Annotated in this window: 21 protein-coding genes; 5 read left to right on the forward strand and 16 right to left on the reverse strand. The window is 52.8% G+C overall.

Features of this window, described 5'->3' with window-relative positions:
• Positions 1 to 705 precede the first annotated feature (705 nt).
• Entirely contained in the window at positions 706 to 1,821 is a 1,116-nt protein-coding gene (locus tag PGR91_RS08180) for an AAA family ATPase (protein WP_118655741.1), read from the forward strand.
• 196 nt (positions 1,822 to 2,017) lie between these two features.
• Here the strand turns inward: PGR91_RS08180 and PGR91_RS08185 are convergent, their stop codons facing one another.
• The 10 genes from PGR91_RS08185 to PGR91_RS08230 all read right to left on the reverse strand — a co-directional run bounded on the left by PGR91_RS08185 (position 2,018) and on the right by PGR91_RS08230 (position 10,725).
• A complete protein-coding gene (locus PGR91_RS08185; protein WP_101573839.1) occupies positions 2,018 to 3,079 on the reverse strand; it encodes an alpha/beta hydrolase in 1,062 nt (353 codons plus the stop codon).
• On the reverse strand, positions 3,076 to 4,215 hold the full coding sequence (locus tag PGR91_RS08190) for a cupin domain-containing carboxymuconolactone decarboxylase family protein (RefSeq protein WP_182424203.1): 1,140 nt from the start codon (positions 4,213 to 4,215) through the stop codon (positions 3,076 to 3,078). The genes PGR91_RS08185 and PGR91_RS08190 overlap by 4 nt, the downstream gene beginning before the upstream one ends.
• Before the next feature lie 17 nt (positions 4,216 to 4,232).
• Positions 4,233 to 4,685 carry a nuclear transport factor 2 family protein gene (locus PGR91_RS08195; RefSeq protein ID WP_118655743.1) on the reverse strand — a complete coding sequence of 151 codons (453 nt, stop codon included), beginning with the start codon at positions 4,683 to 4,685 and terminating at the stop codon, positions 4,233 to 4,235.
• Positions 4,686 to 4,806: 121 nt separating this feature from the next.
• A complete protein-coding gene (locus PGR91_RS08200) occupies positions 4,807 to 5,244 on the reverse strand; it encodes a DUF4405 domain-containing protein (protein ID WP_306345985.1) in 438 nt (145 codons plus the stop codon).
• 63 nt (positions 5,245 to 5,307) lie between these two features.
• Complete coding sequence (locus PGR91_RS08205; RefSeq protein ID WP_055206262.1) at positions 5,308 to 5,832, reverse strand: Crp/Fnr family transcriptional regulator; 525 nt, start codon at positions 5,830 to 5,832, stop codon at positions 5,308 to 5,310.
• A 2-nt stretch (positions 5,833 to 5,834) separates the two neighbouring features.
• Entirely contained in the window at positions 5,835 to 6,641 is an 807-nt protein-coding gene (locus PGR91_RS08210; protein WP_101573845.1) for a helix-turn-helix domain-containing protein, read from the reverse strand.
• Between the two features lie 109 nt (positions 6,642 to 6,750).
• Positions 6,751 to 7,290 (reverse strand): flavodoxin, encoded by a 540-nt coding sequence (locus PGR91_RS08215; protein ID WP_270399324.1) that lies wholly within the window; start codon positions 7,288 to 7,290, stop codon positions 6,751 to 6,753.
• Positions 7,291 to 7,301: 11 nt separating this feature from the next.
• Positions 7,302 to 8,423 carry an alpha/beta hydrolase gene (locus PGR91_RS08220; protein ID WP_118655745.1) on the reverse strand — a complete coding sequence of 374 codons (1,122 nt, stop codon included), beginning with the start codon at positions 8,421 to 8,423 and terminating at the stop codon, positions 7,302 to 7,304.
• Entirely contained in the window at positions 8,423 to 9,445 is a 1,023-nt protein-coding gene (locus tag PGR91_RS08225) for an aldo/keto reductase (RefSeq protein WP_118655747.1), read from the reverse strand. Before PGR91_RS08225 ends, PGR91_RS08220 begins: the two co-directional genes overlap by 1 nt.
• Before the next feature lie 8 nt (positions 9,446 to 9,453).
• Positions 9,454 to 10,725 (reverse strand): DUF418 domain-containing protein, encoded by a 1,272-nt coding sequence (locus PGR91_RS08230; protein WP_259336711.1) that lies wholly within the window; start codon positions 10,723 to 10,725, stop codon positions 9,454 to 9,456.
• A 244-nt stretch (positions 10,726 to 10,969) separates the two neighbouring features.
• Here PGR91_RS08230 and PGR91_RS08235 point away from each other — a divergent pair, with 244 nt between their 5' ends.
• Both PGR91_RS08235 and PGR91_RS08240 read left to right on the forward strand, forming a co-directional pair.
• Positions 10,970 to 11,809, forward strand: a complete 840-nt coding sequence (locus PGR91_RS08235) for an aldo/keto reductase (protein ID WP_118655749.1) — start codon at positions 10,970 to 10,972, stop codon at positions 11,807 to 11,809.
• Between the two features lie 310 nt (positions 11,810 to 12,119).
• On the forward strand, positions 12,120 to 12,569 hold the full coding sequence (locus tag PGR91_RS08240) for a hypothetical protein (protein WP_182424204.1): 450 nt from the start codon (positions 12,120 to 12,122) through the stop codon (positions 12,567 to 12,569).
• Here PGR91_RS08240 and PGR91_RS08245 read toward each other — a convergent pair.
• The 3 genes from PGR91_RS08245 to PGR91_RS08255 all read right to left on the reverse strand — a co-directional run bounded on the left by PGR91_RS08245 (position 12,560) and on the right by PGR91_RS08255 (position 16,364).
• Positions 12,560 to 13,435, reverse strand: coding sequence for a bifunctional 5,10-methylenetetrahydrofolate dehydrogenase/5,10-methenyltetrahydrofolate cyclohydrolase (locus PGR91_RS08245; RefSeq protein ID WP_118655753.1), 876 nt, complete (start codon positions 13,433 to 13,435; stop codon positions 12,560 to 12,562). The two genes, PGR91_RS08240 and PGR91_RS08245, sit on opposite strands and share 10 nt — an antisense overlap.
• Positions 13,436 to 13,453: 18 nt before the next feature.
• Complete coding sequence (gene ffh, locus PGR91_RS08250) at positions 13,454 to 14,782, reverse strand: signal recognition particle protein (RefSeq protein WP_055205226.1); 1,329 nt, start codon at positions 14,780 to 14,782, stop codon at positions 13,454 to 13,456.
• Between the two features lie 211 nt (positions 14,783 to 14,993).
• Positions 14,994 to 16,364: an aldehyde dehydrogenase family protein gene (locus tag PGR91_RS08255; protein ID WP_101573857.1), complete on the reverse strand. Its 1,371-nt coding sequence runs from the start codon at positions 16,362 to 16,364 to the stop codon at positions 14,994 to 14,996.
• Between the two features lie 222 nt (positions 16,365 to 16,586).
• Between PGR91_RS08255 and PGR91_RS08260 the strand changes: the two genes are divergently transcribed.
• A complete protein-coding gene (locus PGR91_RS08260) occupies positions 16,587 to 16,817 on the forward strand; it encodes a winged helix-turn-helix domain-containing protein (protein ID WP_055205419.1) in 231 nt (76 codons plus the stop codon).
• Between the two features lie 56 nt (positions 16,818 to 16,873).
• Here PGR91_RS08260 and PGR91_RS08265 read toward each other — a convergent pair whose 3' ends face one another.
• Both PGR91_RS08265 and PGR91_RS08270 read right to left on the reverse strand, forming a co-directional pair.
• On the reverse strand, positions 16,874 to 18,070 hold the full coding sequence (locus tag PGR91_RS08265; RefSeq protein WP_101573912.1) for an MFS transporter: 1,197 nt from the start codon (positions 18,068 to 18,070) through the stop codon (positions 16,874 to 16,876).
• Positions 18,071 to 18,851: 781 nt separating this feature from the next.
• On the reverse strand, positions 18,852 to 20,384 hold the full coding sequence (locus PGR91_RS08270) for a hypothetical protein (protein ID WP_182424205.1): 1,533 nt from the start codon (positions 20,382 to 20,384) through the stop codon (positions 18,852 to 18,854).
• A gap of 150 nt (positions 20,385 to 20,534) precedes the next feature.
• Between PGR91_RS08270 and PGR91_RS08275 the strand changes: the two genes are divergently transcribed.
• Entirely contained in the window at positions 20,535 to 21,854 is a 1,320-nt protein-coding gene (locus PGR91_RS08275) for an acetyl-CoA hydrolase/transferase family protein (protein WP_101573861.1), read from the forward strand.
• Between the two features lie 101 nt (positions 21,855 to 21,955).
• Here PGR91_RS08275 and PGR91_RS08280 read toward each other — a convergent pair whose 3' ends face one another.
• On the reverse strand, positions 21,956 to 22,537 hold the full coding sequence (locus PGR91_RS08280; RefSeq protein ID WP_055205221.1) for a DUF4251 domain-containing protein: 582 nt from the start codon (positions 22,535 to 22,537) through the stop codon (positions 21,956 to 21,958).
• Positions 22,538 to 22,542 lie beyond the last annotated feature (5 nt).

Here is a 22,542-nt window from a genome sequence, read left to right on the forward strand (position 1 = left end):
AGAACGAATTACAGGGACACATATAGAAATTGGCAATGCATGTGTTCCATAGAAGAAAAGCAAGTTTTTCGTGTTCCTCTGCAATGGTAATCATTTTCATAAAGCCATAACCGTACAGGCAGGCAAATGCCTACCTACTTATTTAATTTAGTTTACTTTACTTTACTTTAGCATATATAGAGGCTAACGTACTAAATTAAATTGTTTTTCGTGTTATCACGGCATTTTGCTAACATGGAAAGCATGAATGTTTTAGTCTCTGCCGCTTGTTTGACACTTCAAACCTTTTTATTCCCCCTTTTCGCTTTAATACTATTATGTCAATCGTAGCACCGGTTGGCATATTTGTTTTCCTCTTCGCTATTCGCTTTGTATTGGATAAGCCCTTTGCCTCTGTTTGCAGATTACATGGCAGTTCTCTCGACGACGAATGTCGGTCGGGGTCACTCCCTTAGTTCCGTGGCAGACGGGCAAGCCCGAACAAAAATAGCTTTGGCAAATGACTAATACCTGCAACGATGCGAATTGCCGATAAGTGTCCAATCGTAACTATACAAATTGACGTATTGCGACAACAGCTAAAAACGAGTTTCGATCTAAATCCTCGTGCTCCTAATAATTTTATTACTAATAATATTGTTAGTAATAAATATATTACTTATTTTTGTGCGGAACAACAATTAAAGATTATGGAGAACAAACCTTATTATATTCGGCATTGCGACATCGGGCGATAACTTTACCGACCGTGAGAAAGAAACGGAGCGTTTATTGCTAAATTTCCGGCACGGTGTGAATACGGTGCTGATTTCGCCCCGTCGCTGGGGTAAAACATCTTTGGTGCAAAAAGCTTGTCGTCTGGCACAGTCCGACAAACTGAAAATCGTTTATCTCGATATTTTCTCATGCCGTAGCGACCGGGATTTTTACGATGCCTTTGCTTCCGCCGTTCTCAAACAAACATCCTCGAAGGTGGACGAATGGCTGGAGAATATCAAACTGTTTCTTTCCCGTATCAGCCCCAAAATCTCGATGGGTGCAGATCCGATGACAGATTTTTCCATATCGCTCGAAATAGATCCCAAGAGCAACGATAGTGATGAAATCCTGCAGCTCCCCGAAAAGATAGCGCAGAAGAAAGGTTGCAATATCGTCGTCTGCATCGACGAGTTCCAACAGATAGCCGAGTTCAAGGATTCCAAGACATTCCAGAAACGGCTGCGTTCCGTATGGCAGTTGCAAAAATCGGTGTCTTATTGTCTGTTCGGCAGCAAAAAACATTTGATGAACGAACTGTTCGAGAAAAAGAGCCTGCCGTTTTACAAGTTCGGCGATGCCATTTATTTACAGAAAATAGGAACGACGGATTGGATCGACTACATCTGCGGACGTTTCGAGGCTACGGGCAAACAGATCTCGAAAGAGCTGGCCGAAAAGATTTGTCAAAGGGTAGACAATCACTCTTCGTATGTGCAGCAGTTGGCATGGCTGGTATGGGTTCATACGGACAAAATCGCTACGGAACGGGATTTCGAGGAAGCGTATCAGGATATTATCGACCAGAACACGCCGCTGTTCGAGAAGCAGACCGAGAGCCTTACGACCTATCAGATGAATTTCCTGCGAGCCATTTTAGACGGGGTTCATAGTGAATTTACCACACAGGAGGTACTACGTAAATACCAACTCGGCTCGTCGGCCAATGTCAGCATCGTAAAACGGGCGTTGGTAAAAAAAGAGCTTATCGAGATCGAAAAACGTCAAGTTATCATTCCCGATCCTGTAATGACGGTATGGTTAAAACGGGAACTTGGGGCATAAGCTTTTTTTTCGGATGAATCAGCTTGCTTGTGTGGGAAAACGTTGGTTCTGTCCTGTGGCACGCACGGCAGCCGATGTCTGAATGCGTCCGGGGAGCAAGTATAGGTTTTGTGGGACACAAAACCGCCGATAGTGTCGGAGAACTTCCGGACACCGTAGTTTTTATACTCTATATAATATATGACTATAATACAAGTCATTGTGCCAGCAATTGCTCTTGCAGCCATCTATTGAGTAAATCGGCCAATTCGTCATTATTCAGATCTTGCATCAGAAAATGCGTATTGCCATGTATACCGATTTTGGGTAATTCCACCAACGTTGCATTGCCTCCGTGTCGATTGATCGTTTCCACGAACTTGCGGGCCATTTGGAGCCGCACGCGCCAGTTCTCATCGCCGAGATTCTCGGACGGCGTTTCGGGAATATAGTCGCCGAAATAGAGGACGACAGGGATTTCCGTGAGCCGCTCGAACTGTTCCGTCGGAACTGGCGTTCCGGCTACGCCTCCCGTCAGCCCGTCGATACGTTCCGGGACTTCTCTTTCGGGGAACACGAATCCGCCCGGCTCATACGAAACGACCGCCTTGACCTGTGGATTTTGCATGGCAGACATCCAGCCGGGAAAACCGCCCGCCGAGTGGGTGACGAGAATATGGTCGCCGATACGGTCAGCCAATGCACCGAGGGCAGGTACATCCTCTTTGTGGTCGCTCAAATCGGGCGTCATTTCACGGAAAAATTGAGAAAGCGACACGGAATCTTTCGGGAATTGCACGCCCTCGTTATAATTCGGCCAAATGCCGATGCGCCAAATATCGAACCAGAACATCTCGTCGGTGACGGGCTTTACCGTCGTTGTTGCGGATGTGCGTCCGGCACGCCCCCTGCCCGGAAGATCCGCCACATAGCTGCTCCAGCCACGGCGTAGCATCAACGTAGCAAAGCCTTCCCGTCCGTCGGGGGTCATCTGCCAGCAAACGCCTGAGCCTCCGTAGCCGTGCACATAGACCAACGGCAGCTTTTTCGCATCAGCGGGTATCTGGAAATCCACGAAGGCATGATCGGCGCGATAACTCTGGCCGGTTTCTTCCTGCTCCACCCAACCGACGAATTTACGGTTGTCGTATGCTCCCGGCCGCTGTGTGGTTGTACCTCCTACCGAGAAGTGACCTTGTTTGACTATTGCAACAGGTTCTTGCGCTCCGGCTATTGCTGTAACTGACAGCAACAATACCGATAAAATTATCTTCTTCATTTCTTTTCCGTTATTTGATTCAACACTTTGCGAAGCGGTTCCGAATAGTTCTTACCGAGATTCATTTCAACGATGTTCAGCAATGCCGAGAGTTGTTCGGGCGTAATACCGAGATGCAGGCAAATAGACATGTGGCCGACAGCCATCGGTTCCACGCCGCTCACTCCTGCAAGGATGGACACCGTAGCGAGTTCACGTTCCCGGCAGGTCAGCAAGTCTCGCTCGAAAAGATCGGTAAACAAATGTTCTTTTAGAAAACGCTCGATAGTAGGGGCGAATATGGCATATCCGGCTTTCGGGGCATCGGCCGGCGTACCCGATATTTCGGCAAGCACGTCGCGTCCCCGCTCGTAGCGATTTCTGTCGTCCTTGACTGCGGATGCTTCCCGACCGACCGGGTCGTTTATTCCGGCCGCTTTCCGTTCGTCCACTACCTGCATAAAAGTCTGAATCGCCCGCAGGCTGCGCGGAAACCCGCAATAGGCGTAGGCGTGAATCAACACTTCGTTTATTTCGTTAATGGTCATACCGGTTTCCAATGCCTGCGTAAGAGCCGGCTTCAGGTGTTCCAAATCGCCTTTACCCGTATAAGATGCCACTGCGACGATGGCTTGCTCATGGACGGTCAGCACCTCGTTCGCTTCGGCATAGCGGCTTTCCGCTTCAGTCGTGGCCTTACGGTACTCTTCGTCACTTACCGGTTCGAGCCATGCCGCCGCGTTGGTTTGAGGATTGGCGGTAATGGCTATATGGGCGAACCAACTGTCCGGTGCGGCCCCATGCCAATGCTCGACATCCGGCGCTATTTCCACGATGTCGCCCGGAAACAACCGACGGGCGGGCTCTCCTTTTTCCTGATAGTAACCGATGCCTGCGGTGGCTATCAACAACTGGCCGGCTTTGTGCGAGTGCCAACTGTTGCGGCAACCAGGTTCGAAGGTTACATTTGCCATCGGGACGTTCAATTCTTCCTTTTCGGTCAAAGGTGCAAGCCATACTTCGCCCGTAAAATTGGGGTTCGGGGATATTTTTTCGCCGAGCGAATAAGGCTGCCGGAAGGTTTCCGCAGTTTGCGCATAAATTATAACCGATGATATGGATAACATAGCTGTTAAAAATAAATTCTTAATTCTCATATCCGTTTTTTGTTTGATTATTCTCCTAATGTCCGTGTAAAGGCAAGCGTAGATAGCTGCCACTTGCCGTTCTCCATTACATATACCTCCGTAACGATAAACGGAAAGTGCACGGCGTTGCCGCCGACTACCGAGTGCAGATGAATCCGGCTGTAAACGGTAGCCGTTCCGGCCGCAAACTTCACCTGTACGTCGTGTATCTCGGTTTTCTTGTACCAGATGCCACCCGTGCGGATGGTGTTCAGCTCTTCCTGTTTGCCCCAATAGCCGCCCATGTGGACGAACTGCGAGTTTTCGTGAAACAGTTCCGCCAGCTTCTCCACGTTCTTCTCTGCCATCCATTCCCACTTACTGTTCGATAAATCAACTATCGCCTGTTCTTCGGCTGTAAATATTCTCTGATTCTCTTGCGCTTTTGCTCCGACCGTTAAGGTCAGAAACATAAATACCATAATGGCTATTGATTTCATATCTTTCCGATGTTAAGTTCCTACTACTCGCAAAAATAGCGGGAAGCCCGAAACCGGTCGATACAAAAAAATCGGAAAAAACTGCAGTTTTTTCCGATTAAGCGACACCGTCTATCCTGAATTATCTTCTCAAAGAGTTGCGTAAGGCAGGAATGCGTTTAAAGACATGTCCGATGGAAAGGACCGATGTGATAATTCCAACCCTATAATGCCATAATCCTATTCGAGAGTTCGCCCCATTAATATTAAGCAAAACAATTCCCGTAACGGATACGAATAAAAATACGATAGATAGCGCCATCGTAACTCTGCTTTTTCTGCCTATCCCGTTTTTTACAACTCCTCTATACCAACTCCAATGTGTAATTATATGGAATATTACAGTTATAAGGAACAAAAAACTTGTTAAAACGTGAAATACGGCCCAATTATGCCACACCTCGTGGGCATTCCCGTGTCCGGCAATATGTAATCCTATTCCCGAACATGCAGACAGAACGAATGTGAAAATTAGACCCCAATCTATTACAAAAATCTTTTTCATCTGTTTCCGATTCATACTATGTGACAAAGGTCGCCACTCCGATCGGATGCAGACGATAACAATTGTAAAGATCGAAGCCTAACGGCGATTTCTGATACGGGACAGGGAGACGGGGGTAATGCCGAGATAAGAGGCTATGTAATGTTGCGGAACCCGCTGAATGATATTCGGGTATTCCTTGAGCAATTCTTCATATCGTTGTTGCGGCGTATTTTTTATCCGCGACAGGAATAGTTGCTGATAGGAGTGAAACCGGTCGATGAGCTTTTCTTCATACGCTTGCCTCCACCGTGGGTCGTCTTTGATAATGGCGTAAAAATCATTCCTTTTTATCGCAGCGACTTCGGCAGGCTCAATGCTCTCTAAGTAGAAAAGGCTCGGCGTGCGCTTATATAGGCTATCAAACGAAGCGACAAAATCCCCCTCAAAAAAGAATTGGAAAGTAATGTCTTTCCCGTCGTTATAGAAAAACAGCCGCAGACAACCCTTACGGATCAAATAGAGTTTATCCGCAACTTTACCCTCTTCCAATAATATGGTTTTCGGGGGAATCGTCAACTGTTTTGCAACTGCGTAAAAATTAGACAGATAATCCGATGCCATAACTATTCCCTGTAATCCGTAGGTTTCATACCCAGATGTTGCTGCACGTAGCGGCTGAAATAGGCGGGCGACGAGAAGCCGAACATATCGGAAATCTGGACGAACGTCAATGATTTGTCGCGTAGCAGACGGGTAATGTCGAGTATCGTATAACGGTTGATCCAGTAGTTGGCGGCATACCCGCTTACCTTTTTCGACACTTCCGACAGATATTTGGATGTAACGCACAGACGGTCGGCGTAATAGGTCACTTCCCGGTGCTCGCGGTACGTTCCTTCTTCCAGCATCTTAAGGAAACGGCTCATAACGGAAGCGTTCTGCGTGGAGATGTCGCTTTCGCCATAGATGCGGGCATGGAAATCGAAAAAGTCGAGGATAGCCGCCTGCATAGCATTAATCAATACCTCGCGGTAGAACCGGTGCTCCGTATCTTTGATGCGTAGCTCCAGCAAGTCGAAATCGCGGCGACACACGATTTGTTGCTCGGGAGTAAGGTGCATGACGGGATTGAGAAAGAGCGCCAACGAACCTTTTATTCCGTAATTGCTCTGCGGCGTACACAAATTTATGAAACCGGGAGTCGCATAGATTATCTTGCACCGGAAATCGTCCGACGGTTCTATTTTCTCCAACATTTTCCGTTTACGTACGATGGATACGTCTCCGGCGTGCAGTTCAAAAGGCCGTCCGTTGAAACGATAACGGCACGTTCCTCCCAGACAGAGCAAATGAGCCAGATACTCCTTCTCGCAATCCGTCCTCACGATGCCGAGCCTGTCTGCGACGATTATATCTTTCTGATCTTCCATGCCCTATCCGTTTATCCTCAAATACAAAAATAGAAATAAATCCGAAATGAACTTGCAATCGTGCGAACCACGACTGCAAGTCCTGCTGTTTTTAACACTATCCGACGGATTATCGTATGACATTAATCGTCCGCAACCAACTTTCCACTCCGTTTGTATCCTTTCCGGTGGTTCCGAATCCTTTCAGGTGTTCGGCGGCAGGGGTCAACTCCCTGATCCGCGCCAGCGTTTCATCGCGGTAGGTGGCAGCATAGGTGCAGAACGGCACGACGGTTTTCCCGCGGAAGTCGTAGCTCTCCGCGAACGTATTGATAATCATCGGGGCCGTCCACCACCAAACGGGACAACCGATGAATACGGTATCGTATTGTTCCCAACTCTCCACTTTCGATTTGATGGCCGGGCGGGCGTCGGCTTCCTTTTCGGCTTTCGCTACCTCGGTACAAGGCTTGTATTCGGCGGGATACGGTTTTTCGGGTTCGATGCGAAACAGCGTACCGCCGGTGAGCGAAGCGATGCGTTCGGCAACGTGCTGCGTATTGCCGCCCCAACTGAAATAGGCGACAAGCGTTTTTGTCGTTCTTCCGTTCGTGGCGACGGACTGAGCATTCGTCCCTGCACAAAGCAGTAGAGCGGCAAACAGTGTCATCAATTTCGTTTTCATATCCGTTCCGATAATCCAAGGTTTTTACCGAAAAATTCCGTCAGTTTGCCCTCTGCTTGATTCACATATTCCGGTACATAGTAGGTCTTGATATGCGTCGCACCGGGGATAAGGAACAGTTCTTTGTGCTGCGTGCCGGTCGCCTTGCTGTAACATTGCTCGGTCATGTAAAACGTATCGGCGATGCTGCCGGCAATCATCAGCAAAGGTTGTTCGATCAGATACATTCCCTCGCTGGCATCGAACGCCATCAGGTCGATCAGACTGCTCTTGGTGTAACGGAACGTGGAGTTGGGATGCGCATGGCTTTGCAGGTAATATTCGTAGCCGTCGCGGTAGAGGTCGAAAGGCAATGCGGCCGCCTGTTCCGGCGTCACGCCGCTCATATCGCCGACGTATTCGATTTCGCCGCTTTCGGCTTCTTTTTGGCGGGCAGCGCAGGCATCGGCGAGTCTTTCCTGCACGCTATTTATCTGTGAGTCGAGAAACCCGTTACGGCGTACCAGTCCCGTGTTGAACATGCTGAGTGTAGCCACCGCTTTGAACCGTTTGTCGGTCTGCGCGGCTTTCAGCGTGTAGCCGCCACCGCCGCAGATGCCGAGGATACCCACCCGCTGCGGGTCTACGCCCGGATATTGCAGTAGGATGTCGGCGGCCCGGCGGATGTCCTCGATGCGGTTGGCCGGCTTGTCCGCGTTGCGCGGTTCGCCCTCGCTGGCTCCCTGATAGGCGGCGTCGAATGCCAGACAGATATAACCCTGTTCAGCCATGCGCTGGCTGTAAAGTCCTGCTACTTGTTCTTTAACGCCTCCGTTCGGATGCGCCACGACGAGGGCCGGATAACTTTTCGCCGGATCGTAGCCCGCAGGAGTATAGACGTTGGCAGCGATTTTCAGGCCGTTCAGGTCGTAGGTAATAGGATGAATATTTACTGCTCCCGCTTTATTCTCTGTAATGGCGTCGGCATACACCAAGCCGAACGGGTTGTTGTTGTGGCTCTCGAAATTCGACATATCGGCCGCAGCGAATGTTTTGTTCTCTTTCATAGTTTCCTGTGCGTTTAATGTGCCGGACAGTAGGCTCGCCATGCTCAGCACGCAGATACATACTTTTTTCATTATTCTCCTTCGGTTTTTGGTTTCTCTATAATGGGTGAACCTCCGAACACCTCGCTCATTTCGATCGTATCGAGTTCGGCGTCGATGGCCCGTACCTCTTTCGCAGACAAGCGTATATCCGTTGCGCCTATGTTCTCTTTCAGGCGACAGAGGCAACGCGTTCCGGGAATGGGAACGATCCACGAACGTTTGTTCATCATCCATGCCAGCGAGATCTGCGAGGCGGTGGCGCGGTGTTCGTCCGCCAACCGTTCGAGCAGGGCGAACAGCGGACGGTTCTTCACGAAACTTTCCCTGCGGTATTGCGGCATCGAGGCACGGTAGTCGGTTGTCGGGTCAAACGTAGTTTCGGCTGTATAACGGTTGCTCAACAATCCGTTGGCAAGCGGCGAGAATGCGACGAACCCCACGCCCAGCTCTTCGAGTACGGGAAACAACGTTTCGTGTCGGCGGACCATCATCGAGTAGCGGTTTTGTATCGCCGTTACAGGACAGACACGGTGGGCGCGGCGCAGGTATTCTTCGGTCGTTTCCGATATGCCCCAGTGCAGGATTTTTCCCTCCCGGATAAGGTCTGCCATTACTTCCGCCACCGCCTCCGGTTCGATAGCCGGGTCGATACGGTGTTGGTAATAAAGGTCGATACGGTCGGTGTGCAAACGGCGGAGAGACCCTTCGAGCGAACGACGAATGGCTGCCGGACGCGAATCGGGGATCACGGCGTGCGTGCCGCTTGCTTCGGGACGGTCGAACGATATGCCGAATTTGGTGGCGATGACAACACGGTCGCGGAACGGACGCAGGGCCTCGCCCAGCAACTCTTCGTTATCGTGCGGTCGGTCGGCCGTGCCATACGCCTCGGCGGTATCGAAGAAGGTGTAACCCATTTCCACGGCATCGGCAAGGAGTTCCATCATTTCCCGTTTGTCGGCGGGAGCGCCGTAGGCGTGGCTCATGCCCATGCAGCCCAGCCCGACGGCCGATACCCTCAGCCCGCTCAATCCTAATGTTCTGTATTCCATATTTTCTATTATTTACGAAACGGTTGCCATTTAAGATAGGTCGCCGAACGCCAGAACCATTCCAGCGGGCCGTATTTGAAATAAGTGAGCCATATTCTACTGAATACGACTTGTACTATATAAAATGCAATTCCCAAACAAAATAATTCGGTAGCATGCCAACGGCCGAATATGGAGCCGAAACCCCAAAGCGAGAATATGATGGAGCCTATAATGCCTTGCGCTTCGTAATTTGTAAGTCCCATGCGCCCGTAAGGAGTCAATAGATTCAGGCATTTTCCTATACCTTTCATATGATACAGAATAACGAATCCCATCGTTATGGCTGCCGAGAAAAGAACCATATTCACATCGTTCAACGTCATGCGGAAAAGCGCTGTCGCAGAGGGGGTAATACCTTGCATGAAAGAGGTGTGTTCTTGCGGCAGGAGTCCGTTCATTCGACCGATAATCCACGCTCCGGCAGCAAACGATACGAATAGTGAGATGTTGCGGCGAGTGTGCAGGTGTACCGTTTCGAAAAAGCGGATACGCCCGACGACGAGTCCCAAAATAAAGAGGGCAAAAGTCAGATAACCACGACCGCCCCAATTGAACTGGTAATTTAATGTCCGCATTCGACCATCCATGAGGTTGCTTTTGATGGTATTGGCAAGTGACGGAGTTTCTTGTGCGACGTCGGCCATTTGGCGCGGACGCTCGGCACGCACGCGTTCCGTTTCGGGGGCATTGGCAACTACGGTAGTTTCCCGAGGAGCCGCGATTTTATCGTAACCGAAAGATATCCAACGAGGAGCGCCTATCAGAATCAAGGATGCGACTACGACAAGTACTCTGGTCTTCAATGGATACAATAATACCAACACCAATCCGAATAGGGCATAAAACGATAGGATATCTCCCGAATAAAATGCGCTTCCGACTACGCCTATCAAAAAGAGTATTACCATACGCCAGATAAAACGCTGTCTGAAATCCACTCCTTTTCTCGCAGCACGATCCATTTGTATGAAAAAGCTCATACCGAAAAGAAATGCGAAAATATTTATAAAACGTCCCATGAGTACGTTGCGGGTCAACCAACCGATCCACTCGTCTAAAACAGGGAAAGCAGGTTCGGTTGGCGTAAATGCACCGAAATTAAAAATGCTGTAATGTTGCTGCATGTGTACCAGTACCACACCGAGTAAGGCGAATCCTCGCAGGGCATCGATTACGGTAATACGATTGTCTTTTACTGTTTGGTTCTGTCCCATAAATATAGCTAATGCGAATTTCAATTATTTGTCTTTAACCACGTTGTCCATGTTCGACATTGCAAAGTTAGAGAAGAACCTCAAACCGTAATTACAATAAATTCGGTTGGAACTACACTTATCTCGGTTTTTGTATCGTCCGATCCTGGACGATTGAATTTCAATGTAATTTACCGCAAAAAATGCAATCCAAACCGTATTTTTTATACTGGCAACATATGTGAATATGCCTACATTTACACAACTGTAAAAACAAAATAATTAGCGTATGGACACAGTAAAATTGAACAATGGCGTCGAAATGCCGCAGATGGGTTACGGCGTCTATCAGGTATCGCCCGCCGAATGCGAACGTTGCGTAAGCGATGCATTGAAAGTGGGTTACCGGATGATCGACACGGCGCAGGCATACCACAACGAAGAAGGCGTAGGAAATGCCGTCGGCAAAAGCGGTATCGACCGCAAGGAGATTTTCCTCGTGTCGAAAGTGTGGATATCGAACTACGGGTATGAAAAAGCGAAAGCTTCCATCGACGAGAGCCTGCGTAAATTGCAAACGGACTATATCGACCTGATGCTCCTGCACCAGCCGTTCTGCGACCGTTACGGGGCATATCGCGCATTAGAAGAGGCATATAAGGATGGTAAACTACGTGCCATCGGCGTTTCGAATTTCTATCCCGACCACTTTATCGACCTGGCCAGCAACGTGGAGATCGTGCCGGCGGTAAATCAAGTGGAAACGCACGTATTCGACCAACAGACCGAGCCGCAGAAAATCATGGAGGAGTTCGGTACGCGCATCATGTCGTGGGGACCGTTCGCCGAAGGTCGCAACGGTTTCTTTACGAATCCGCTGTTGGCCGGAATCGGCGGCAAATACGGCAAAAGCGTAGCTCAGGTCGCCCTGCGCTGGCTTATCCAGCGCGGCGTAATTATCATTCCCAAATCGACCCATATCGAACGGATGCGGCAGAATATCGACATCTTCGACTTCTCGCTCGCCGACGAGGATATGGCCGCCATCGCCACGCTCGATACGGGCAGGAGCCTCTTCTTCGACCACCACGACGCGGAAACGACTCGAATGTTCATGGGATGGAAATAAAATGGTACTGGCTCCGCTGCCGGTACTGATTGTAGCAACCTACGACGAACAAGGTACGCCCCGCTATAAATGTAGGAGGCGTTCAGCGCGGTTATCATCACGTAGCATTGAACCTCTCTAATCATAAGACGACCGAGAATCTGGAACTTGAAAGGGCATTCTTTAAAGGGCTACTGGTCTTCGCCACGGTCGCCACGGCGCAACAGTACCGCACGAATATCTTCGGCATACGGGCCGGTTACAGCCTGTCGGATATGACGGGCAACTACCTGGAAGGGGAAAAATCTCCGACCCGCGGTCGAGTTTCCACGTGGGAGTATCCGACCGGATCCTGCTGTCGCGCCGGTATCCGCTCTACCTGGAGACGGGGCTCTATCTCTCGAACAAAGGCGTCAAACCGGATATCGCCTACGAAGACGTTCCGGGCACCTCGCAGATACGCCCGAGGGTCGCACTGATGTACCTGCAACTGCCTGTGATGATCGCCTACCATTTCCGGCTGGGACGCGCGACGGCCCTGCAACCGTTCGTGGGCGGTTACCACTCCGTAGGCATCAGCTGCAAGCAAAAAGAGGGGTACAGCGGCCGGATCACCGGTACGGCCACGACCGATTCGGCAAAACGGAAAACAACGCGCCCACCCGGTTTCCGGGAAAACGCCCGTCGAAACACGAAAAATCCCCTCCGGATTCCGGAGGGGATTTTTACGATCGCGCGGCGGCGGCATCGAACGGCGCCTGCCGCCGCAATCTATTTGTAAACTTCCCTGCGTGCGGCTTTCAGCGTATTCTTCATCAACGAGATGATCGTCATCGGCCCGACGCCGCCGGGAACCGGCGTAATGTAACTGCATTTCGGGGCCACCTCGTCGAACTTGACGTCGCCGAGCAGCTTCCAGCCCGATTTGGTCTTGTCGCTCGGAACGCGCGTAATGCCTACGTCGACGACCACCGCCCCGTCTTTCACCATGTCTGCGGTAACGAATTCGGCCTTGCCGAGCGCCGCGATTACGATGTCGCCGCCGCGCACCACCTTTTTAAGATCCTTCGTCCGGCTGTGGCACAGCGTCACCGTACAGTCCCAGCCTTTCTGCGACAGCAGGTTGGCGATCGGACGGCCGACGATGTTGCTGCGGCCGATCACGACGCAATGCCGTCCGGCGGTTTCGATCCCGTAATATTTTAGCAATTCGAGAATCCCGTCCGGCGTGGCCGGCAGATAGGACGGCAGTCCGGAGATCATCCGCCCGGTATTGACCGGATGAAAACCGTCGACATCCTTCTTCGGATCGATCGCTTCGATCACCCGTTGTTCCGAGATATGTTTCGGCAGCGGCAACTGGACGATGAAACCGTCCACCTGCGGATCGGCGTTCAGCCGGGCGATCTCGCCGAGCAACGTCTCTTCGGACGTCTCTTCCGGCAGCCGCAGCACGGTCGAACGGAACCCCACCTCGCCGCAGCACTTCTCTTTATGTCCCACATACGTCTGGCTCGCCCCGTCGTTGCCGACCAGAATGGCCACCAGATGCGGCGTCCGGTTCCCGCCGGCGACCCAAGCCGCCACTTCGGCCGCGATCTCCCGGCGCAGGCTGGCCGCCACCTCTTTTCCGTCTATTATCTGCATCGTATACGTGTTTAGTCGTTATCGTTTCATCCGTCCGGCCATCTTGGCCATTTGCGGCATACCGCCGGCTACGGTCTTCATCATTTTGCGCGTATCGTCGAACTGTTTGAGCAGGCGGTTCACCTCCTGCACGGTCGTCCCGCTGCCCGCCGCGATCCGCTGCTTGCGACTGCCGTTGATCAACGCGGGATTCTCGCGCTCCTTCGGCGTCATCGAATGAATAATCGCCTCGGTCTGCTTGAACACGTCGTCGTTGATCTCGACGTTTTTCAGCGCCTTGCCGACGCCGGGAATCATCGACGCCAGATCCTTCAGGTTGCCCATTTTCTTGATCTGCGTGATCTGCGTCAGGAAGTCGTTGAAATTGAACTGATCCTTGACCAGCTTTTTCTTCAGCCTGCGGGCTTCCTCCTCGTCGTACTGCTCCTGTGCCCGTTCGACCAGCGACACGATGTCGCCCATGCCGAGAATACGGTCGGCCATACGTTCCGGATGAAACACCTGCAACGCGTCCATCTTTTCGCCCGAACTGATGAATTTCAGCGGTTTGTTGACCACCGCACGGATCGAAATCGCCGCGCCGCCGCGGGTATCGCCGTCGAGTTTAGTAAGCACTACGCCGTCGAAATCGAGCCGGTCATTGAACTCCCTGGCGGTATTCACCGCATCCTGACCGGTCATCGCATCGACTACGAACAGGATTTCGCTCGGCGAAACGGCCTTTTTGATCGCAGCGATCTCCTGCATCATCTGTTCGTCGACCGCCAGACGCCCCGCCGTATCGACGATTACCGTATTGATGTGATTGGCCCGCGCGTATTTAACGGCATTTTCGGCGATCTGCACCGGATTCTTGCTACCCTCTTCGGTATAAACCTCCACGCCGACCTGATCCCCTAGTATCTTCAACTGGTCGATGGCGGCCGGACGGTAAACGTCGCCCGCCACCAGCAGTACCTGGCGGCCTTTCTTGCTCTTGATCAGGTTGGCCAACTTGCCGGAAAAGGTCGTCTTACCCGACCCCTGCAACCCGGCGATCAGCACCACGGCCGGCGAACCTTCCAGGTGGATATCGCTCATCGTCCCGCCCATCAGTTCGGCCAATTCGTCGCGGACGATCTTCGTCATCATCTGTCCGGGCTTGACCGCCGTCAGTACATTCTGTCCCAGCGCCTTGGCTTTCACTTCGTCGGTGAACGTCTTAGCCACTTTATAGTTGACGTCGGCGTCGATCAGCGCGCGCCGGATCTCTTTCAGGCTCTCGGCGACGTTGATTTCGGTGATGCGTCCCTCTCCTTTCAGGATCTTAAACGACCGTTCGAGTTTATCGGTAAGATTTTCAAACATATTTCGAAGATTTTTTCAGATTCAGCACAAGTCGGAAACGGGCTTCCGCCTCCAGCCTACAAAAATACGATATAATTTTTAAAAAACAGACAATCCGCGCCAAACACCGCCGCAATTATCCGTCCGACGGCAGCGTCCCCTGCAAACGGATCGGCAAACAACCGGTTCCGTCGTTTTCCAAGCCGTTCCCCCGGAAACACTCCGCCTCACTCTATTTTAAAAACTTTTTAAACAACCGGATACTGCGGTACGGAGCGTACCGCAACGGAATATCGATCCACCGGGGCGAACGCACGACGGCCCGCAGGTTGCTGAACAGTTCGAACGAGAACCGTCCGTGATACTTTCCTATGCCGCTGCGCCCGACACCGCCGAACGGCAGCCGGCCGTTGGCCAGTTGCACGACCGTATCGTTGACGCAGGCCCCGCCCGACGAAGTGGAGCGCAGCACCCGGTCGGCTTCCCGACGTCCGCCGAAATAATAGAGCGCCAGCGGTTTGTCGCGCTCGTTCACGTAGCGGATCACCGTTTCGATATCGTGAAACCCTTTGACCGGCAGCAGCGGCCCGAAAATCTCCTGTCGCATGACCGGACTGTCGTCGTCCGGCTCGTCGATCAGTGTCGGGGCCACGTAACGCTGCTGCGGATCGCAAGTTCCGCCGAAAAGGATCTTTCCCGAACCATGCATCATCCGCTGCAGCCGTTCGGCAGCCTGCACCGAAACGATCCGCGGATAATCGTCGCTGAGGCGCGGATCGTCGCCGAAAAAACGACGGACGGCCCGCTCCATCTCGACGCACAATTGTCGCTTACGGTCGGCGTGTACGAACAGGTAATCGGGAGCCACGCAGGTCTGTCCGGCATTCAGCAATTTTCCCCAAACGATCCGTCGGGCGGCCAGCGGGATATCCGCATCCCGTCCGACGATGCAAGGGCTTTTTCCGCCAAGCTCCAGCGTCAGCGGCGTCAGATGTTCGGCCGCGGCCCGCATCACCGTCTGTCCGAACGCCGATCCGCCCGTAAAAAAAATAGAATCGAAACGCTGTTTCAGCACCTCTTCGACGACCTCGGGCCCTCCCTCCAGAAACGACACGTAACCGGGCGGAAAAACCTCGCCGATCAGTCGTTTCAGCAGCGCCTCGGTATGCGGAACCAGCGGCGAGGACTTCAGCACGGCGCAGTTGCCGGCCGACAAGGCGCCGACCAGCGGATTCAGCAGCAACTGCACCGGGTAGTTCCACGGCGCGACGATCAGCACCACGCCCAGCGGCTCGGGCACGATGCGGCTTCCGGACGGCAAGATCGTCAGCGGCGACGGCACGCGTCTCCCGGCCGTCCAGCGCTTCAGGCGGCGAAGATGGCGGGCGATCTCCTGCAGTACGATTCCGATCTCGGTCAGGTAACTTTCCGACGCCGACTTATGCAGATCCAACCGCAACGCCTCGCACAAAGCGTCCGTATGATCCCGTAGCGCTTTCCGCAACCGGCGCAGCGCCTCCGCCCGGAACCGGACGTCGCGCGTACGACCCTCGGCGAAATAACGGCGATGCCCGCGGAGGAGCGATTCCATATCTTCCGACATATCTTCAGGTTATTTTATTACGGGCGAAGTTAACATTTTCCGCGGAACGGAGCGCCGCTCCCCCGAAAACCGTCCCGAAAGGAAAATGTCATATCTTGGCTCCACGTCGGACATTTAGGACATCAATCCTGCGAATCAGGACACTATATCACGCCATTTTTGCCGATTTTTGTAGAAAAGATAGGATGTATTCACAACTAATCTTGTTGCCAAATGGCTGAAATGAGCAAAAAAAACATTGGGACGCACGCCGGAATGGTGTGGGGCCTGTTGTGCGACGGAAGGAAATGGAATTACGACGAACTGCGCGACAAACTGCGGCTCCGCGACCGCGATCTGAACGCCGCGCTGGGCTGGCTGGCCCGCGAGGATAAGATCGAATTCGAACACGAAGGCGGTAGTACGCAGGTCTATCTGAAGGAAGCCGTCGGAACCAACAATTTCTTTTTTTAACCCCCGACGGACACAACCGTTTGTTCCGGACTGCGTCGGATGGGAACCTTCCCCGTTCAGCGCAGTTTGTTTTTCTCGAAATGCGGGGCCACCCGCAGTTTGAAATAGAGCGCCGAGACGACGGTCAGGCAGGCGCCGAACAGATAGGCTTTGTCGAACGACCCGATCTGAGCGATATACCCGCCCAGCAACAGTCCGGCGCCGATACCGACGTCCCACGACGTCAGGTAAGTCGAAGTAGCGGTTCCGCGCTGGCCGTTCGGCGCCAGGTTGACGAACAGCGTATTGAACGCCGGAAACATCGTCCCGAAACCGACGCCGAGAAACAGCGCCACAGCGAAAAACAGGTATTTGCACAACACGGGATTCCACACCGCGATCGCAGCGCAGGAGGAGAGCACGAAGAAGCAGACGCAAACCAGATACATTCCCAAAGCGATCACCTGCGTCACGCGCCCTTTATCGACCTGGCGTCCCGAAAAGATCCTCGAAATCGCCATCCCCACGGCCATCAGCGTAAAGAAGATCCCGACTTTCGACGTAATCCCGATCTCCGCGGCATACATCGCCACGTACGTCGTGGTCATTCCGTAGGGGATCGAAAGCAACAGCAAATCCAGACCGGCCGGTAGCCCTTTGAGCAGGATAAACCGGTCGAGCGAAACCGGTTCGCGTTTGACCGGTTCTTTGGCCGGAGTCCGCACCAGGCAAGCCATCGCGAATCCCAACGCGCAGGATGCGAGCGAACAGAGGAAAATCGTCTCGAACGAGCAGGACTCGTGCATGAACAACCCGACCATCGGCCCCACCGACATCGCGATGTTGTTGGCCAGACCGTAATAGCCGATCCCCTCGCCGCGGCGCGACGAGGGCATGATATCGATTACCACGGTATTCCCGGACACCGTAACCGCCCCGAACGCAAAGCCGTGCACCACGCGGAAAATCATGAAAAGCGTCAGGGTTCCGGCTACCAGGTAGCCCGCGAAAATAGCGGTAAACACAAAATAGGCCAGTAGATAAAGCGGTTTGCGGGCAAACGTATCGAGCAAATAACCCGAGAACGGCCGGATCGAAAGCGCAGCGATCACATAACAGGAGAGCGCAACGCCCACCGTAGCGCGCCCGGCCCCGAACACTTCGGTCAGGTAGAACGGCATCACCGGCATCAGCAGGTAAAAGCCGAAAAACAGCAGGAAATTAGCCAGCAGGATGCAGCAGTAACTCGGCGTGACGAGGCGGTCTCTATTCATAGATCGATGGATTTGAAACTGCGCAAAGGTAGCGATGTTTTCCGAATTCCCGCACGCCGAGAAACCGACGCATTCGCCGCGAAACGGAATACGGACCGAGCCGTCCGTTTCGCGGCGACCGAAACGGCAAAATACCGCCTTGCAAAATAAACACGTCATTTTCAAACGGTTATTCCGCCTCCGTTTTCAATCGGGAAAACAAACGACAAGACATTAATAATCAATGTGTTATCAAATATTCACAACATTAAATCAAAATGCTACATCGAAAGGATCTTAAAATTATTTAAGAAAATGAAATAACCGTTATATTTGCATTCAAGTTTTAGGTTCATTTAGATAAGTAGTTTTTAGGTTAGTAGGGAAGAAAAACGGTAGACGGATCCATTCCGCCGGCTGTTTTTCTTTTTTTATACCCGTTACAAACCGTTCCGGCCGAAAAAAACGGAATCGGAAACCGAACATTAAACAACTGATAAAATGGATATTAACACAACAGAAGAAAAGCGAAATGCAAATATTATTAAAAAAATTTAATAAAAATTTGGAAAAGCGGCCGATTTATCTTTATCTTTGCAGTGAAGTTTTAGGTTAGTAGTTTTAGGTTAGTAGGAGAGAAAAGCGGTAGAGGAGATCATTCTCCCTGCTGTCTTTTCTTTATTTTTTTGCAGCCGGTTCCATTTTCATACCGCACGACGCCACGCAACCAGCTCAAATACGGTCGGTCCGCCACGCGAACGCCTCCGCCCGCGGCAAAACGCCCCCCTTATGTAAAAAAAGATTATTTTTCGCCGGCCGACGCGCCGACTTTGTAGAGGTTTTTACGCCGGATACTAAGGCTGACCCAGTCGTTGAAATTGAAATAGCGGATAATCCACTTCGGATAAGGATTCCAGGCGACTTTCTCCACCGGCAGCGCAGTGTGCTCGGGCAGGCGCTCGTCGCCGGACAAGATAAACACGTCGGGGCAGGTTCTGCGCAATCGCCGGGCCTCGCGTTCCAGTTCCGATATGGAACCGGCCAAGCGAAGCTCCATATTGCGCGGCATGTAAAAACGGGCAGTGACCACGCGGGGGCCGATCATGAATTCGCCGTAGCTGTAATAAGTGGGTTCATCCTTCACGTTCAGCACGCACACCCGCTCTTTGCCGCGGCAGTAGTCGTCCATCATCCGGTAGAAAAAGATATCCGTATTTTTGATCGGAATGACATTATAAACGATCAGCGCGAAGTTCAGAACGACGGCGAGCACGCCGACTAACCGGACGATCCGGTTTCGCAGCAACCGCTGCGGCAGGTCGCGCGCCAGCAAAACGGCGAAAAAGGGAATAAACGGCAGCACGGGGAACAAAAAGCGGAGCTCCTTGTGGCCGACCAACTGGTGCGCCAGCAGGAAAGGCACCATCGTCCAGGTGATGACGTGTTTGGGATTCCGAACGAAAAACCAGCACGTCGCCGCAAGAATCGCCAGGCCGTAAACGACGAATCCCTTGCTGACCGTATCGCTCAGGTAGAAATACCACGGTTTGATGCCGAACTTATCGATGTGGGAATTCAGGATATTTTCTCTCAGGTAATTGACCGGCGAGCAGGTCCAGGTCCCGTACAGCCAGTAATCGACCAGCACGCCGACGCCCAGCATCGCGGCTCCTCCCAAAGCCAGGCCGGCGAGCAGTCGCCAGCGCCGGGCGAACACCAGCAGCCAGAGCCCGAATCCGAACAACGCGAATCCCACTTGGTAGCGCGAAATAAAGGCCGCGCCCGCCAACAATCCCATCCCTGCGCCCCACACGAAAGGGCGCTTCCGCTCCCGCTGCCCGTATGACAAATAGACCGAGACCAGCAACAACAGCAGATTCCCCGAGAACGTTTCGGAACTGAACCGCACATGGAGATACACCATGAACCACAGGAAAAAACTCAGCAACAACAGCCACTTCTCCTCGCTCGGTCCGGATAGCGTCCCGCGAACGACGCGGTAAAATGCGAGTACGGACACGATGGACAGCGCCCCGCTCAATACGTGCAGCAGCGAGAACAACAGGTACGGAGAATAGATTCCTCCGGCATCCAACAGCCATCCGAGTCCGTAGGCGATCATCGGTTGCAGTCCGGGGCGCATCATTAGGATGTATTCCCACGGCAGTTCGGCCGGAACGGGCGTTCCGAAAAGCTTCATGTGCGCGTATTCGAGAATCTGGAAATGCTCGTCCGGATGATATACCTCGTTGCTGAAAAACGCGAACAGAAGCGTAAACAGACACCCCGTCAGAATGATGTATTTCGGTGTGATTCCCCGGAAAAAAGAAGCCATATCCTCTGAAAATAAGCAAATGCGCCGTACCATAAAGGTTGCAAAGTAAATCAAAAATCCTCAAAAGGCCTTTTTTATCCATTAATTAATGCTTAAATTTGCACCGTTTTATTCAAAAGTCCCGAGTCTAACTAACTACGATAATTTATAATGACCAAACAAATCAAATTCATTCCGGCCGCCGAAGCGGTGAAAGTGATCAAAACCGGCGATCACATTCACCTGAGCAGTGTGGCCAGCGCGCCGCAGTGCCTGATCAACGCCATGTGCGACCGCGGACGCAACAAAGAATTCGAACACGTGCACGTGCACCATCTGCACACCGAAGGGCCCGCTCCCTACGCGGCTCCGGAGTTCGAAGGCATTTTCCAGCTCGACTCGTTTTTCGTAGGCGGCAACGTCCGCAAGGTGACCCAATCGGGCTACGCCGACTACATCCCGGTATTCCTCAGCGAAACCCAGAAACTGTACCGCAGCGGCACGTTGCCGTGCGACGTGGCGATGATTCAGGTATCGCCCCCGGACGCGCACGGCTACGTATCGCTGGGCACTTCGGTCGACGCCACGCTGGCCGCCGTCGAGTGCGCCCGTACGGTGATCGCCGTCATCAATAAACACGTTCCGCGCTCGTTCGGAGACGCGTTCATCCACGTTGACGACATCGACCTGTTCGTACAGGACGACAAGCCGCTCGAAGAGGCTCACTTCTCGACCCCGAACGAGACCGAAACGGCGATCGGCAAGCACTGCGCCGCGCTGATCGAGGACGGCGCCTGCCTGCAAATGGGCATCGGCGCGATCCCGAACGCCGTGCTCGCCCAACTGACCGGGCACAAAGACCTCGGTATCCACACCGAGATGTTCGCCGACGGCGTGCTGCCGCTGGTCGAAAGCGGCGTGATCAACGGACGCAACAAAGCCATCGACAAAGGCAAGATGGTCTCCACGTTCCTGATGGGTTCGCAGAAAGTATACGACTTTATAGACAACAACCCGGGCGTCGCCATGATGGACGTCGGCTATACGAACGACCCGTTCGTCATCGCCAAGAATCCGAAGGTGACGGCGATCAACTCGGCCCTGCAGGTCGATCTGACCGGCCAGATCTGCGCCGATTCGCTCGGCACGAAATTCTACTCCGGCGTAGGCGGCCAGATCGACTTCATTTACGGCGCATCGCGTTCGGAGGGGGGTAAGGCGATCCTCGCGATGCCTTCGGTAACGAACAAGGGAATCAGCAAGATCGCCCCGGAACTGACCCTCGGCGCCGGCGTGGTGACCACCCGCTCGCACGTGCATTGGTTCGTCACCGAATACGGCGCGGTCAACCTGTACGGGAAATCGCTGCAGGAGCGTGCGCGGCTGATTATCAGCGTCGCGCATCCGGATCACCGCGAAGCGCTCGACCGCGCGGCTTTCGACCGCTACGGAGCGCACCACCATTACATCAAAGCTACGACGAAAATCTGATCGTTCCCCGTTTCGATCCGCAAAAAACAGCGGAGGCTTTTATAAGCCTCCGCTGTTTTTATATCGGCGGTCCGCATCGGTACGTTCCGGCACGCCCCCGGTCAAATATCTTCGGGAACCAGTTTCCCGTCCGGCCCCCTTTTCATCGGCGGCGCGGGATCGGTAGATTCCGGCAGTTTGTCGTTCGCGACGATCGTACCCGAATACTGCATCAGGTTCCGGTTCGAAACCATATCCAGTATGGCCTGTCCGGTCTGGTCGTAAATCGTAAAGACGAACGTATAGGCCGTCCCGGTATTATCCGTAGCCGCGAACGACACTTTCCATCCGGAGTCGTTGCGCTGCGTCCGGAAGCCGGTCATCTTGTCGGTGTCGAAATTGACGACCGCATTATAGGTCATTGCCCTGCCGATCACCACCGGAATATGCACCTGCAAACGGTTTTTGAAAATCCCGATGTAATAATAAAAGTCGTTGATGATCTGCGAGCCGCCCCGCGGCCCCCACTCCATGCTCACCGGCAGAAACTGGAAATCTCCGGACGCCACCATCGAATCCAGTCGCTCCATGAAACGCTGCTGGCGCAACTGGCGTTCGGCGGCGCTGCGCTGGCGCCGGTCGGGCTGTTGCGCGGCGGCCGTCAGCGCGGCGGCGAGCATCGTAAAAAGCAACCATTTTTTCATGACGT

Origin of the sequence: Candidatus Alistipes pullistercoris, assembly GCF_027665465.1 — a bacterium.
GTDB classification, from domain to species: Bacteria; Bacteroidota; Bacteroidia; order Bacteroidales; family Rikenellaceae; genus Alistipes_A; species Alistipes_A hominis.

What these genes read in the sequence shown, in the direction of transcription:
- PGR91_RS08265 (WP_101573912.1), bottom strand. Translation starts at nt 18,070, where the DNA reads ATGAATAGAGACCGCCTCGTCACGCCGAGTTACTGCTGCATCCTGCTG.
- PGR91_RS08220 (WP_118655745.1), bottom strand. Translation starts at nt 8,423, where the DNA reads ATGAAAAAAGTATGTATCTGCGTGCTGAGCATGGCGAGCCTACTGTCC.
- PGR91_RS08245 (WP_118655753.1), bottom strand. Translation starts at nt 13,435, where the DNA reads ATGCAGATAATAGACGGAAAAGAGGTGGCGGCCAGCCTGCGCCGGGAG.
- PGR91_RS08190 (WP_182424203.1), bottom strand. Translation starts at nt 4,215, where the DNA reads ATGAGAATTAAGAATTTATTTTTAACAGCTATGTTATCCATATCATCG.
- PGR91_RS08275 (WP_101573861.1), top strand. Translation starts at nt 20,535, where the DNA reads ATGACCAAACAAATCAAATTCATTCCGGCCGCCGAAGCGGTGAAAGTG.
- PGR91_RS08215 (WP_270399324.1), bottom strand. Translation starts at nt 7,290, where the DNA reads ATGACACTGTTTGCCGCTCTACTGCTTTGTGCAGGGACGAATGCTCAG.
- ffh (WP_055205226.1), bottom strand. Translation starts at nt 14,782, where the DNA reads ATGTTTGAAAATCTTACCGATAAACTCGAACGGTCGTTTAAGATCCTG.
- PGR91_RS08210 (WP_101573845.1), bottom strand. Translation starts at nt 6,641, where the DNA reads ATGGAAGATCAGAAAGATATAATCGTCGCAGACAGGCTCGGCATCGTG.
- PGR91_RS08255 (WP_101573857.1), bottom strand. Translation starts at nt 16,364, where the DNA reads ATGTCGGAAGATATGGAATCGCTCCTCCGCGGGCATCGCCGTTATTTC.
- PGR91_RS08200 (WP_306345985.1), bottom strand. Translation starts at nt 5,244, where the DNA reads ATGAATCGGAAACAGATGAAAAAGATTTTTGTAATAGATTGGGGTCTA.
- PGR91_RS08235 (WP_118655749.1), top strand. Translation starts at nt 10,970, where the DNA reads ATGGACACAGTAAAATTGAACAATGGCGTCGAAATGCCGCAGATGGGT.
- PGR91_RS08260 (WP_055205419.1), top strand. Translation starts at nt 16,587, where the DNA reads ATGAGCAAAAAAAACATTGGGACGCACGCCGGAATGGTGTGGGGCCTG.
- PGR91_RS08270 (WP_182424205.1), bottom strand. Translation starts at nt 20,384, where the DNA reads ATGGCTTCTTTTTTCCGGGGAATCACACCGAAATACATCATTCTGACG.
- PGR91_RS08225 (WP_118655747.1), bottom strand. Translation starts at nt 9,445, where the DNA reads ATGGAATACAGAACATTAGGATTGAGCGGGCTGAGGGTATCGGCCGTC.
- PGR91_RS08185 (WP_101573839.1), bottom strand. Translation starts at nt 3,079, where the DNA reads ATGAAGAAGATAATTTTATCGGTATTGTTGCTGTCAGTTACAGCAATA.
- PGR91_RS08280 (WP_055205221.1), bottom strand. Translation starts at nt 22,537, where the DNA reads ATGAAAAAATGGTTGCTTTTTACGATGCTCGCCGCCGCGCTGACGGCC.
- PGR91_RS08205 (WP_055206262.1), bottom strand. Translation starts at nt 5,832, where the DNA reads ATGGCATCGGATTATCTGTCTAATTTTTACGCAGTTGCAAAACAGTTG.
- PGR91_RS08195 (WP_118655743.1), bottom strand. Translation starts at nt 4,685, where the DNA reads ATGAAATCAATAGCCATTATGGTATTTATGTTTCTGACCTTAACGGTC.